The 13376-nt window shown below is 44.5% G+C and carries 10 protein-coding genes; 7 read left to right on the plus strand and 3 right to left on the minus strand.

Features of this window, described 5'->3' with window-relative positions; translation table 11 throughout:
• Positions 1-583 precede the first annotated feature (583 nt).
• Positions 584-1543 carry a cysteine synthase A gene (gene cysK, locus ABWT76_RS14725; RefSeq protein ID WP_354636331.1) on the minus strand — a complete coding sequence of 320 codons (960 nt, stop codon included), beginning with the start codon at positions 1541-1543 and terminating at the stop codon, positions 584-586.
• Positions 1544-1613: 70 nt separating this feature from the next.
• On the opposite strand from cysK, the gene ABWT76_RS14730 reads away from it, so the two are divergent.
• The 3 genes from ABWT76_RS14730 to ABWT76_RS14740 all read left to right on the plus strand — a co-directional run bounded on the left by ABWT76_RS14730 (position 1614) and on the right by ABWT76_RS14740 (position 4251).
• Entirely contained in the window at positions 1614-2522 is a 909-nt protein-coding gene (locus ABWT76_RS14730) for a vitamin K epoxide reductase family protein (RefSeq protein ID WP_354636332.1), read from the plus strand.
• A 510-nt stretch (positions 2523-3032) separates the two neighbouring features.
• On the plus strand, positions 3033-3950 hold the full coding sequence (locus ABWT76_RS14735; RefSeq protein ID WP_054470481.1) for an IS4 family transposase: 918 nt from the start codon (positions 3033-3035) through the stop codon (positions 3948-3950).
• Positions 3951-3960: 10 nt separating this feature from the next.
• Positions 3961-4251, plus strand: a complete 291-nt coding sequence (locus tag ABWT76_RS14740) for a hypothetical protein (protein WP_054470484.1) — start codon at positions 3961-3963, stop codon at positions 4249-4251.
• Between the two features lie 450 nt (positions 4252-4701).
• Here the strand turns inward: ABWT76_RS14740 and ABWT76_RS14745 are convergent, their stop codons facing one another.
• Positions 4702-7014 carry a heavy metal translocating P-type ATPase gene (locus tag ABWT76_RS14745; protein ID WP_354636333.1) on the minus strand — a complete coding sequence of 771 codons (2313 nt, stop codon included), beginning with the start codon at positions 7012-7014 and terminating at the stop codon, positions 4702-4704.
• Between the two features lie 542 nt (positions 7015-7556).
• Here ABWT76_RS14745 and ABWT76_RS14750 point away from each other — a divergent pair.
• On the plus strand, positions 7557-7853 hold the full coding sequence (locus tag ABWT76_RS14750; protein ID WP_054469884.1) for a hypothetical protein: 297 nt from the start codon (positions 7557-7559) through the stop codon (positions 7851-7853).
• Between the two features lie 87 nt (positions 7854-7940).
• Here ABWT76_RS14750 and ABWT76_RS14755 read toward each other — a convergent pair whose 3' ends face one another.
• The gene (locus ABWT76_RS14755) at positions 7941-10163 is read right to left on the minus strand and encodes a pentapeptide repeat-containing protein (RefSeq protein ID WP_354636334.1); all 2223 of its coding nucleotides are present in this window, start codon (positions 10161-10163) and stop codon (positions 7941-7943) included.
• Positions 10164-10231: 68 nt separating this feature from the next.
• Between ABWT76_RS14755 and ABWT76_RS14760 the strand changes: the two genes are divergently transcribed.
• The 3 genes from ABWT76_RS14760 to fni all read left to right on the plus strand — a co-directional run bounded on the left by ABWT76_RS14760 (position 10232) and on the right by fni (position 13309).
• A complete protein-coding gene (locus ABWT76_RS14760) occupies positions 10232-10549 on the plus strand; it encodes a hypothetical protein (RefSeq protein WP_156332077.1) in 318 nt (105 codons plus the stop codon).
• Positions 10550-10617: 68 nt separating this feature from the next.
• Positions 10618-12111, plus strand: coding sequence for a sodium:alanine symporter family protein (locus ABWT76_RS14765; RefSeq protein WP_054469889.1), 1494 nt, complete (start codon positions 10618-10620; stop codon positions 12109-12111).
• A 91-nt stretch (positions 12112-12202) separates the two neighbouring features.
• Positions 12203-13309, plus strand: coding sequence for a type 2 isopentenyl-diphosphate Delta-isomerase (gene fni / locus ABWT76_RS14770; RefSeq protein WP_054469882.1), 1107 nt, complete (start codon positions 12203-12205; stop codon positions 13307-13309).
• Positions 13310-13376 lie beyond the last annotated feature (67 nt).

A 13376-nucleotide genomic window follows, 5' to 3' on the forward strand; every position in this document is an offset into this window, starting at 1 on the left:
GCAAAAAACAGATAACTTTAATATCCACGACAGAAACCCGGTTTCTAGGTTTACTGCGGGGGCAAAGAAACCGGGTTTCTTATTCGCAAAAAACAGATAACTTTGGTATCCACGACAGAAACCCGGTTTCTAGGTTTACTGCGGGGGCAAAGAAACCGGGTTTCTTGTGGGCAAAAAACAGATAACTTTAATAGACCTCTTGCAAAATTCCTAAAAGCCCCCCTTAAAAACTAATCTTGTAGGGGTTTTGAAACCACGAAAAATCGTTATTTCATGTAGGGGCGCAATGCTTGCGCCCCTAGGGTCTGGTTTCCCAAGCTAGGGTCTGGTTTCCCAAGCTAGAGTCGGGTTTCCCAAGCTAGGGGGCGCAAGCATTGCGCCCCTACAAAACCCCTACAAGATTAGCTTAAAAAGGGGGGTTGGGGGGGTCGAAATATTTATTTTGCAAGAGGTCTAATATCCACGACAGAAACCCGGTTTCTGGGTTGTTTCTAGGTTTACTGTGGGGGCAAAGAAACCGGGTTTCTGTTTCAAGTATCAAAGTTAACGGTGGGATGCGAAAAAGAAACCCGGTTTCTGGGGTTTAAGATACGCTGGTTAATTGAGGTTCTGGGTCTTGGAATAAGGGCGTGCTTAAATAACGTTCGCCAAAACTCGGCTGAATCATTACAATTAGTTTGCCTTCATTTTCAGGCCGTTTGCCAATTTTGATGGCTGCTGCTAGGGCTGCCCCAGAAGAAATTCCCGAAAGTAACCCCTCTTCCCGGGCTAGGCGCCGTCCAAAAGCGATCGCCTCTTCGTCGGTGACTTTAATTACTTCATCAATTAGGTCTGTGTTCAGCACTTCGGGAATAAACCCAGCGCCGATCCCTTGGATTTTATGGGGGCCTGCGGAGTAGCCAGAGAGGATGGCACTGTTCGCGGGTTCAACAGCGATCGCTTGAAAACTGGACTTGCGTTGCTTCAGTACATCAGCCACCCCAGTCAAAGTGCCACCCGTACCCACACCGGCAACCAAGAAATCCACCTGTCCATCCGTATCTTGCCAAATTTCTTCCGCCGTGGTTTCCCGATGAATTTGCGGATTTGAAGGATTGCTAAACTGTTGTAGCATATAGGCGTTGGGCATACTTTCGGAAATTTCATAAGCCCGTTCGATCGCCCCACGCATTCCCCGCGTTCCTTCGGTCAATTCTAACTTAGCGCCATAAGCTTGTAACATAGCTCTGCGTTCTACGCTCATGGTATCGGGCATAGTAATAATCAACTCATACCCTTTAGCTGCCGCGACCATTGCCAAAGCAATACCAGTATTTCCCGAAGTAGGTTCTACCAAGACAGTTTTTCCGGGAGTAATCAGCCCTTGTGCTTCAGCCACATTCACCATATTGACGCCAATTCGGTCTTTTACGGAAGCTGCTGGGTTCATGCCTTCTAATTTAGCGACAATTTGAGCCACACAGCCTTCTGATTGCGGGATGCGGTTTAGTTGGACTAACGGTGTCCGACCAATCAGTTCTGTAACATTTTGGGCAATTCGCATAATAATTTAATTGCTGAAATTGATAGTGGGTCAGTAAGATAAGATTATAACCTTTACAGTGGAGATATTTATGTATTCTCAAAGATCGATTCCTTGGATTCACCGCAAGTCACGGTTTGCGATCGCTGCGATCGCCTCAATTGGTGTCGTAATTACAGCTTATCTCACCATCACAAAATTTGCGGGTGGTGCCGCAGTTTGTCCCACAGAAGGATGCGATAAAGTATTAGAAAGTCCCTACGCGGTTGTCTTTGGTTTGCCCTTAGCACTTTTTGGTTTTTTAGCCTATAGCAGTATGATTGGGGCGGCAGTATCTCCTTGGTTGGTGAATGAAGAAACCTCTAAAGCTTTTAGGGCGAAACTAGAGAACTGGACATGGTTGTTCATGTTTGCCGGGGGAACTTCCATGATGATTTTTAGTGCTTATCTGATGTATATCAGTAATGTCGTTATCCAGGCGGTATGCTTGTACTGTATTGGTTCGGCATTCTGTGCTTTAGCCCTCTTTATTTTAACCGTTGTTGGTCGAGACTGGGACGACATTGGCCAGTTATTTTTTATCGGCATTATTGTGGGTCTAGTCACCATTATTGGCACATTAGCGATTTATGCGCCGATTAATAATCCTCAAGCAAAACCTACAGAAAGTGGCTATATTATTACCAGCAGTTCTAATCCCGATAATATAGAGTTAGCCAAGCATTTAACCGGCGTAGGTGCTAAAATGTATGGGGCATTCTGGTGTACTCATTGTAACGATCAAAAGCAAATGTTTGGTCGAGAAGCGGTGGACGAATTAACTTATATAGAATGTGACCCTAAAGGCAAAAATCCTCAAGTTGCTTTGTGTCAAGCAGCGAAAATTCCTGGCTATCCCACCTGGGAAATTAATGGTCAAATGTATTCCGGGACTCGTTCTTTGGCGGAATTAGCCCAATTATCTGGTTATACGGGGCCAAATAATTTTGGTCTTCAGTAGGGTGGGCAAATTTTGCTTAACTTACAATTTCAAGGTTTATTTGGGCGCAAGCATTGCGCCCCTACACAAAATAATGATAAATAGCAGTCCTAAATCACTTGTAGAAGACGTCGGCGGCCCCCCTGCCCCTCTCCCAGAAGCTAATCTTGTAGGGGTTTGCTCAACACACTCACGGTCTTAAGCAAACCTCTGCGTGTAGATCCGCGATTGATCCGATATAGCAGTCCTATATCAGTTGTGGAATTGTAGGGGTAACAGGTTTGGCAAGCGTGAGCTTACCCCTAAACGCGCAGGGGCTTGCCACCGCGCAAAAGGATTTGCCCCGACAAAAATATTACGATTGAAATAGGATTGCTATATCAGCTAAGATGAAAATTCCCGGAGTGCTTGAGGCAATCATCCCATGACAGAGTTTATCACCCAAGGAAAATTTCGACCCCAGGTAAAAAAAGTCTAGAAAAAGCATACAACTTGGCGATTAACAAGCCGAATCTATCTTTTTCCCAGTGTATGGGTAACAGTTTTCGTCAAACAGTAGCGGGTATATTTGCTCATCCAGAAATGAATCAAGAGATCATGTTGTCAGGACACATTCAGGCAACGATGGAACGAGCCGAAGCAACGGTTGGGGAATATGTGATCGCCGCGCAAGACACAACTTATTACAACTACTCAGGACATAAAAAAATGTCTGGGTTAGGGGTAATACAAGGGAATGTCCGAGGATTGATGCAACATAATGTACTACTGCTCAATGAACAAGGTTTACCCCTAGGACTCTTAGGACAACAATACTGGACTCGAGACGGAGGTTTAGACCTGCCAGAAGGAGAAAAAGAAAGTAGTAAATGGCTCAAGGGGTTGAATGCCATCAATCAGCAAGCCAGTCAATCGAGCAAACGCTTTGTGACCGTAGAAGATAGAGAAGGAGATGTTTTTAGTTTTTTTAAAGCCGAACGAAAGACAAATGTAGATCTGCTCGTCAGGGTATATCAAGCTCGTAATTTGGAAATCGTCAGCAGTAATATAGTCTGCCAATTGCCCGATGTGTCGTCTCACTTGCCCGACTATGGAACCCAACGAGTACGCATTTATCGTCAAAACCGGGAAGTAGAACTGATTCTTCGCTTACGGGCAGGGGCAGTCAATGTTTATCCAGATAAAAATTTGAGTGCCAACAAGCATAAAACCCAAGGTTTATCTTTGGTGGTCGCCCAAGAGATCGGTTGTATCGATCCCAAAACAAACGAAGATATCTTCTGTTCAGAAGATGCAGCCACATGGTATTTACTGACCAGTCTTCCGATTGCCACTACCAGTAATGTCCAAAGGGTGACTCGATTTTATGCCCTGCGATGGCGGGTAGAACGCTTTCATTACACTCTTAAGTCTGGTGCTTTACAGGTGGAAAAATTACAAGCAAGATGATATTCAGACATTGATTAACTCCTTGGCTTTTTATTCGGTCGTGGCTTGGCAGATTCTCGCTCTTACTTATGCCGTCAGAGAAAACCCAGACCAAAGTGCCAGTATTCTGTTTGATGAGTCTGAGGTGATTCTGTTAGAAAAAGTATCTTCTAAAAAAATCATCTCTATACGTGATGCTGTCTTAGCTGTGGCCAAAATTGTCGGCTTTGCACCTACCAAAAAGCAACCATACCCTGGGGTTAAAGTCCTAGCTACTGCAATCGAAAGATTTTTCTTTATTAAGCTTGGTTCTACTGCATGAATCAAAACCCCTACAAGATTAGCTCCCAGAAGGGGAGAGGGGAGATGAAAGTGTTACAAATCATTTAGTATTGCTAAATAGACCTCTTGCAAAATAAATATTTCGACCCCCCAACCCCCCTTTTTAAGGGGGGCTTTTAGGAATTTTGCAAGAGGTCTAATAAAGATTGTGTAGTTTTGTAGGGGCGCAATGCTTGCGCCCCCTTGCTTGTGGAAGAAAAAATTTGCCCACCCTACAATTTGTAAAATTAATGGGATAATTTCGGTTTGAATTTGCGTAAATAGACCTCTTGCAAAATAAATATTTCGACCCCCCAACCCCCCTTTTTAAGGGGGGCTTTTAGGAATTTTGCAAGAGGTCTAATAAAGATTGTGTAGTTTTGTAGGGGCGCAATGCTTGCGCCCCCTTGCTTGTGGAAGAAAAAATTTGCCCACCCTACAATTTGTAAAATTAATGGGATAATTTCGGTTTAAATTTGCGTAAGCGGAGGGCATTTGATACTACAGAAACGGAACTAAATGCCATTGCTGCCCCGGCAATAATCGGATTGAGTAACCAGCCAAAGAACGGATAAAGAATTCCGGCAGCAATGGGAATTCCCGCTATGTTGTAAATGAAGGCAAAAAATAGGTTTTGGCGAATATTATTCATGGTAGCATGACTTAGTTGAATGGCAGTAATAATTCCCTGTAAATCTCCTGAAATTAGGGTAAGATCGCTGGCAGCGATCGCGACATCAGTTCCCGTCCCAATGGCAATCCCTACATCCGCTTGGGCTAAAGCTGGGGCATCATTAATGCCATCCCCAACCATTGCGACAATTTTGCTTTTTGCTTGTAATATTCTGATTTGTTCTGCTTTCTGGTCGGGGCGAACTTCTGCTAATACTTTGGTGATGCCAACTTGATGAGCGATCGCCTCTGCGGTTTGGCGATTATCTCCCGTTAACATTACCACTTCTAAGCCCATTTTTTTCAAGGTTTTGACTGCATTTATGGAAGAAGGTTTGACCGCATCAGCAATGGCAAATAAACCTTGCACTTGGCCATTAATCGCTAACCAAGCGGTTGTTTTTCCTTGGGTTTCCCAAGTTTCTTGATATGCGGCTAAAACTTGGGTGTCAATGTTTAATTGATTTAACCACCGTTTGGTGCCAATTTGTACTAAGTTATCCTCAATGTTCCCTTCAACTCCCATACCAGCGATCGCCGCAAAATTGGTAATTTCTCTGGTAATTTCTCTAATTTCCGGTGAAGAAATTTCTACTCCCTGAGACTTAGCATAATCCACAATTGCTTCCCCCAAAGGATGTTCTGAATGACTTTCCAGTGCTGCGGCAAAAGCTAATAATTCAATTTCACTATAATCGACACTAGAATCGGCAATATTATCCACAATTCCAAAAACTGTGATATAATCAGTCACAGTAGGTTTACCCTGGGTAATCGTGCCAGTTTTATCTAACACAATGGTTTGAATTTTATGGGCTAATTCTAAACTCTCAGCCCCTTTAATTAAAATACCATATTCTGCCCCTAAACCAGTACCTACCATGACTGAAGTTGGGGTAGCTAAACCCAAAGCACAAGGACAAGCAATAATCAGCACTCCCAAGGTAGTAATCATCGCCATAGTTAGGTTGCCCGTTGTCTTAAACCAAATCAAAAAAGTAATAACGGCGATCGCCATGACAACGGGGACAAACCACCCAGTAACGCGATCGGCTAACCGTTGAATTGGGGCTTTACTGCCTTGGGCTTCTTGGACTAATTTAACTATCTGGGCTAACATAGTATCCTTGCCGACTCTTGCAGCCCGAAATTGAAAACTGCCGGTCTTATTAATCGTCCCTCCAATTACTTCATCCCCTACCTGTTTTTTTACCGGCAAAGGTTCACCTGTGACCATTGCCTCATCAACTTGAGAAATCCCGGAAATAACCTCACCATCTACGGGAATTTTTTCCCCAGGGCGGACTAAAATAACATCACCCACTTGCACCTGTTCTATAGGCAGGTCTATAGGTTCTCCATTTTGAATTACCCTCGCGGTTTTTGCTTGTAAACCCATCAATTTACTAATCGCTTCAGAAGTTTTTCCTCTAGCGCGACTTTCCAACAATCTGCCCAATAAAATTAGGGTAATAATCACTGCTGCGGGTTCATAGTAAATGGCCGCTTCTAACCCATGAGTTTGGAAAAAACCGGGAAAAAAAGTGGCAAACAAAGAATATAAATAAGCGGAACCAGTTCCCAGGGAGACCAAAGTATTCATATCCGCTGTATGATGTAAAAGTGACTTATATGCCCCGGTAAAAAATTGCTGACCGCACCAAACCATTACCGGAGTAGCTAATACTAATTGCACCCAAGCATTATGTAGCCACATTGGGAACCAATGCCAATGAAGTCCGGTCATGGCGGGTAAAGAACCAATGACTAAAATGGCACTAATTACTCCGCCAAATATTACCTTATTTTTTAGTTGCTTTTCTAACTGTTTTTGGGCTAATTGTTCAGGAGAGTTTTCATCTGTTTCTTGAGAAAAATCCGTCAGTGGTTCGGCGCTATAACCAGCATCGCTGACGGCTTTTTTAATGATGAATACATCGGTTTGTTGGGGATGATATTCTACTTTGGCTTGCGCTATGGCGAAGTTCACAAAACAGCGATCGACTCCCGGAACGCTTTGCAGGGCTTTTTCAATCCGGTTGGCACAAGCAGCACAGCCCATCCCTTTTAAACGGAGATTGATGGTTTCCATAAAGAGTATGTGAAATTACGGCTAGATATAGGGTAATGTCTCCAGTTGGCTGGAGACTCAACATTGCTTTACAAAAGTTAATAAATAGGGCAGGGGAGCGGAGGTGCCCGCCATCAGCGGGGGTGCAGGGGTGCAGGGGAGAAAAGAGGATAGAGAAAAGAGGATAGAGGATGCTTCTGAAAATTCTCTCTTCTATGCATCTCTCTTCGCGGGGGAGAACAGAGGTAGGGGCAATCCCCCGTGGTTACCCAGGAGTCTTGTAGGGTGGGCAAGGTTTTGCCCACCCTAGGAAAGATAAAGGGAGCGGAGGCTTGTAGGGTGGGCAAGGTTTTGCCCACCCTAGGAAAGATAAAGAAAATCTTTAAAATTAGCGTTTCTATTGAATGAACTTTGACTAAAGAGATATAATAAGGCCAAGGTTAACTTTTAGTTTTAACCGGCGCTTCGAGTTTAAGGCAGACGATTTTTAGGATGATTCAAATTCTCAGTTTATGAGGATTTGGTGACAAAAAAATTAAAGAGATTAAAGCACGAGGTGGGCGATGAAAGATAAAGCCGAAGTGTTAGAAAAAATGAAATCAACCTGGCACTATTACAGAGATTATCGGCGATCGCATAATTCGATGGAAAATAATCTTTGTGATGAAGGAGTATGTCAGGAAGTTTTATGTGTTGATGCCTTATATGACGACTATCAACACTTGAAAAGAGAGTTAAAAAATACCACAGGGGTGACAATTTGTCCCGAATGTGGAGAAACAATTGAACCGATTACGGATAAATGTCCTGCTTGTGGCGTGAGATTCATCACCGCTTGGGATCACGAATGGGATAACTAATTTTTCAGAATTGTAGGGTGGGCAAGTTTTGCCCACCCTACGTTTGCTTGTGCGGTGGGAAAGTTTTGCCCACTCTACGTTTATTGCTTAGTTTTTACTATTCAGGGTAGAAAAAGTCTGGTATTTCTGAAGGGAATCCGGGACATTCACCGCCATATCTAAGCCTTGCACCTCTTGCCAATTGGTATTTTCATCCCAGGTAATATTTTGCAAATCAGCATCGCTGAGGTTAGCACCCTGGAAATTGACGCTACTCAGGTCAGCCCCGCTGAGATCGGCACTTCGCAGGTTGGTCCCCGTTAAGTTAGCGTGGCGCAGATCCGCCCGAAATAAATCTGTGCTGTGCAGATTTGCCCGCGTTAAATTAGCGTAACTTAAATTCGCTCCACTGAGGTTAGCTCCCGTGAGATAAGCCCCAGATAAATTCGCTCCACTCAGGTTAGCGCCACTGAGGTAGGCCATACTCAAAGAAGTTTCAGTTAAGTTAGCATGACTAAGATTAGCGCCTACAAGATAGGTGCTGATTAAGTCAACGTGACTGAGGTTAATGCCACTGAGGAAGACCCCAGCGATGCGTAAAAAGGCGGAAACGTCTAGGGAACAGCTATAGCCGATAATACAAAATAGTTGATCTTTATTAAACTGTTCGGTGTCGGGAACGCCGCAAGGATAAAAGTTGATTTGTTCTTTGAGGTCATAATTTTCCTGGGCATAGCGGTGTAATTCTAGTAATAAAATCATTACATTTAGCCCTGCATAAAGATCCACTTGACGCTGACCTAAATCAATGCCTTGCTTTTGCAATTGTCTGGCTTTTTTCTGGGGTAAACTATCTTCGATCGCATCAATAAATACCCCGTGACACCAGCGCCAGTAAAAATTTTCTAGGCGGTGAAAGAGTTCTACGGGACGAAAATTATGACTAAGACCGAGTAACCCGATTAAGAATTCTACCAATTCTAAGGTTAAACGACCATAACCCAGGAGGTCATAAATTTCCCAGTCCATTTGTTGAGTGGGAATATAAAATTTTTCCCGTTGCACTCCGGGGATTGTCCAAGTTTCTATGCTTTGGGCTAATCGCGTGGCAAACAAAAAGTCCCCAAAGGCTTTGTGACTAATTTGAAATTCTGGTATTTCTGGAAAATTATTAGTTTTATATGCCAAATTACCCAGGGGATTTTTCAGAATTTTTCGCTCTAATATTTGAGCAATTTCCCGCAGTAAGTTTTTGACGTCTGGCAAGTTTTCTAAGCGTTGCTCAATTATGTTTAATGGCGCATATAAACTGCCAGATTGCCGCACGCATAAGCCAATTTCTGTTAAAAGCGATCGCCAATTATCTAAAGCATCAATATTGGGGAATTCATCTTTGCGGGTCTGGGGATGAAAACAGCTAACCACCCACTCTAATACCTGCTGGTAAATCAGAATCTTGGCCTGAGTATAGCTGGTATTATCCAATCTTTCTGGATACAATTGTCCATCGCGATGCAGGGCGGATAAGAAATAGAGCCATAGGGGTTCTCTGGCGATTTCTTTTAAAGATTCAGGACAGGTGTAATCTTGTAAAAATTCAGAGAAATAAGCCGGATTTTGGCCCGATACTAAATTAGACCATTTGCCGAACCATTCTTCCTGAAGTTCATCATCCATTGGTAAAAGTTCTACCCGATCTAAATTAGCCGGTAGAAATCTTTCTAAGCCTTTTAATGCCACAGAACGTCCGGTAATAATCACCTGATGCCCCATGTGATGATTTTGGGAACATTCTTTTTGAAATTCGGCCACTTGTTGCAAGAATTCTTCTAAACTACGGCTATTTTTACTGGGGGGCAGTTCATCAAATCCATCCAACAAAAATAAAAAGCGGGTGACACCAGTGGTTAACCATTGATGGCTATATTTAGCAAAGGTATTTTTTAGGTGCGATCGCAGGTTATATTCAAAACTGGGTTGAATGATTTTGAAATCATTTAAGTGAACCACAATAGGCGTCCATTGGGGATACATTTCCTGGCGCACCCAATCCGCCATAATCCGAGAAAATAGGGTTTTTCCCGAACCGGCTTTGCCTTGAATTACAATTACTTTATCGGAAAAGTTTTCCTGGTGTAAAATATCTTTTACCTGGTCTTCCAAAATTACCGGCGGACTATATTGATTTAGGTTTCCGTTGGCATCAATTGCTTGAGCTTTTAAGGAAACATAGATGTCCTGAAAGGTGAAATTTTCCGCAAACACTTTTTGTTTAGGGGCAGCGGCAATTTCCTGCTCTAGATAATGCTTGACTTTCTGATATTTTTTCAAGTTATCCCTCTGCTTAAATATCAATCTATGGTACTCGCTATTTAGTTTACCGCTACTGAGGCGATTAATTGGCTTTTTCTAACTGCCAAGTTCTTCTCTCTCTGCACCCCCTGCACCCTAGGGCGCAAGCATTGCGCCCCTACACCCTACACCCTACACCCTACACCCTACACCCTACACCCTACACCCTACACCCTACACCCTACACCCTACACCCTACACCCTACACCCTACACCCTACACGACGGCGGCTTCCCCCCAAACTCCCCACACTCCTATTTGCTAAAAATTTGCAAAATAGTGACAAATCAAGCCAAAATATGGCGGAAATCCCGATCAGGTTTTGGGTAATGTGTCTTGGCTGGTTTCGCCGTGAGGCACCATGAGCCAGTCAGATCGCGATCGGTATTGTCAGCGATCCGATCCATGTTTTTATGTTGAAGTGAGTGAGTGTATGAGAAAAAATGTCGTTTGCCTAGTGCTACTTTTTCTGGCCATGTCCACAGCAGCGATCGCCCAAGGAGAAGAAAGCGCCGCCAACAGTGGCGGGTTACTTCAGACCATTGATAGCGTCTTTGCTCAAATTGTCGCGGTGATGTCTAGGGTGCTGTTTTTCAGTATTGGTGGCATTCCCCTGATTGTAATGTGGCTGATTAGCGGGGCAATTTTCTTTACCATTCGGATGGGCTTGATCAACTTTCGGGCTTTTAAGCACGCTATTTTTGTGGTGCAAGGTCACTTTGACGATCCCTCGGAAGAAGGAGAAGTTTCCCACTTCCAAGCTTTAGCGGCTGCCCTGTCCGCAACGGTGGGATTGGGGAATATTGCCGGGGTTTCGGTAGCGGTGAGTCTGGGGGGTCCAGGGGCCGTGGTCTGGATGACTCTAGCCGGTTTGTTCGGCATGACTAGCAAGTTTGTGGAATGTACCCTAGCCCAGAAATATCGTGTGATGGCAGAAGATGGCACGGTTTCCGGGGGGCCAATGCATTACCTTTCTAGAGGTTTGGCTGAGAGAGGACTGGGGCAACTGGGTAAAGGTTTGGCGGGACTGTTTGCGGTACTCTGTATTTTTGCTTCCTTGGGGGGCGGCAATATGTTCCAAGCCAACCAGTCTTATGCCGCGATCGCTGGTATGGTTCCACAATTTCCTAACTGGGCTTATGGTTTAGGAATTGCCTTTTTGGTCGGTTTAGTGATTATTGGTGGGATTAAAAGAATCGGTTCTGTAGCGGGCGCCTTGGTGCCCGCTATGTGTTTAATTTATGTATTGGCGTCCCTGTGGATTTTGGTGAGCAATTTTAGTCAAATTCCCGCTGCCTTTACTTCGATTATCCAAGGGGCATTTTCTCCCGAAGCCATTGAAGGCGGTTTTATTGGCGTCTTGGTTCAGGGCGTTAGACGGGCTGTGTTTTCTAATGAAGCGGGGGTGGGTTCAGCCGCGATCGCTCATGCGGCAGCCAAAACCAAAGAACCCATCCGGGAGGGAATTGTGGCCTTGTTGGAACCCTTCATTGATACGGTGGTGATCTGTAATATGACCGCGTTAGTAGTGGTAATTACTGGCACCTACGATGATGGACTGGAGGGGGTGGCCATTACTAAAGCGGCTTTTAGTAGTGTGATTAGTTGGTTCCCGATTATTCTCACTTTGGCGGTATTTCTGTTTGCCTTCTCCACGATGATTTCTTGGAGTTATTACGGGGAAAGATGCTGGGCTTATTTGTTTGGTAATCACACCATTCAAGTTTACCACGGCATTTATGTGGTTTGTCTATTTATTGGTTCGGTGGTCAACTTGGGAGCGATTATCGATTTCACGGATATGATGTTTTTCTGTATGGCTTTTCCTAATATGTTGGGCGGATTTATTATGTCCAATGAGGTGGCCGCTGATTTAAATGATTATATGAATCGGCTGAAAAGTGGGGCAATGCCGATTTATAAGTAAGATACAAGAAACCTAAAGAAACCCGGTTTCTTTAGGGGAGTTTTAAGCTAGAATGCAAAACTGATGATTTCTTGATTTCTAGTCCTACGCCATGAATGCCCCAGTTAATCTAGCCACAGAAACTCAGAACCGGAAAGCCGATCATATTCGGGTCTGTCTTGATGAAGATGTGCAATTTCGGCAAACGACCACGGGTTTAGAACGTTATCGGTTTACTCACGCTTGTTTGCCGGAACTGGATCTCGCTGAGATCGATCTGAGTACGGAGTTTCTGGGTAAACCGTTGGGGGCGCCGTTGCTGATTTCTTCCATGACTGGAGGGACAGAGTTGGCGAAAACGATTAATTATCGTTTGGCTGAAGTAGCCCAAGCATATAAGCTGGCAATGGGAGTGGGTTCGCAGCGGGTGGCGGTGGAAAACCCGGAAGTAGGGGATACTTTTGCTGTGCGATCGCTCGCTCCTGATATTTTGCTGTTTGCCAACTTGGGCGCCGTGCAACTGAATTATACTTACGGTCTAGAACAATGTCAGCGGGTGGTAGACCAGCTAGAAGCTGACGCTTTGATTTTGCACCTCAACCCCCTACAAGAAGCGGTGCAAACTAAAGGCGATCGCAATTTCCACGGATTACTTGACAAAATTGAAAGATTATGCTATAGCCTACCAGTGCCGGTGATTGCCAAAGAAGTGGGCAATGGTATTTCTGGGGCAATGGCAAAAAAATTAATTGATGCGGGGGTAAGTGCGATCGATGTGGCGGGGGCTGGTGGCACCTCCTGGGCAAGAGTGGAAGGGGAACGAGCCAAGGATCCCAGGCAGGGGCGCTTAGGTCAAACTTTTGCCGATTGGGGATTACCCACAAGTGACTGTATTATCGGGGTCAGAGCGATCGCCCCGGAAATTCCGCTGATTGCCTCTGGCGGATTGCGGAATGGATTAGATGTGGCCAAGTGTCTGGCTTTGGGGGCAGATATTGCCGGATTAGCATGGCCATTTTTGCGAGCGGCGGCGGACTCGGACAAAGCCGTGGCTGAATTAGCCGAAATCTTAATCGAAGAAATCGCCATAGTTTTATTCTGTACCGGCAACGCGACTATTGCTGATTTGAAACAATCAAACGCCCTGGAGAAAAATGTTCCGTTTTTCGTCACGAGAGGACGCGCTGGGGTGACTTTTCCAGGAATCCAAAATGAGTAAATTTTAGTCGATGACTCACGTTTTCTGGAGTTTGAGGCAGAATTATCAGCACTTGCCACTTAGCGAT

The sequence above is a fragment of the Planktothricoides raciborskii GIHE-MW2 genome (genome assembly GCF_040564635.1).
GTDB classification, from domain to species: Bacteria; Cyanobacteriota; Cyanobacteriia; order Cyanobacteriales; family Laspinemataceae; genus Planktothricoides; species Planktothricoides raciborskii.

Excerpts from the sequence above, each read along its gene's own strand:
- ABWT76_RS14765 (WP_054469889.1), top strand. The coding sequence starts at position 10,618 with ATGAGAAAAAATGTCGTTTGCCTAGTGCTACTTTTTCTGGCCATGTCC.
- ABWT76_RS14750 (WP_054469884.1), top strand. The coding sequence starts at position 7,557 with ATGAAAGATAAAGCCGAAGTGTTAGAAAAAATGAAATCAACCTGGCAC.
- ABWT76_RS14745 (WP_354636333.1), bottom strand. The coding sequence starts at position 7,014 with ATGGAAACCATCAATCTCCGTTTAAAAGGGATGGGCTGTGCTGCTTGT.
- ABWT76_RS14735 (WP_054470481.1), top strand. The coding sequence starts at position 3,033 with ATGGGTAACAGTTTTCGTCAAACAGTAGCGGGTATATTTGCTCATCCA.
- fni (WP_054469882.1), top strand. The coding sequence starts at position 12,203 with ATGAATGCCCCAGTTAATCTAGCCACAGAAACTCAGAACCGGAAAGCC.
- cysK (WP_354636331.1), bottom strand. The coding sequence starts at position 1,543 with ATGCGAATTGCCCAAAATGTTACAGAACTGATTGGTCGGACACCGTTA.
- ABWT76_RS14730 (WP_354636332.1), top strand. The coding sequence starts at position 1,614 with ATGTATTCTCAAAGATCGATTCCTTGGATTCACCGCAAGTCACGGTTT.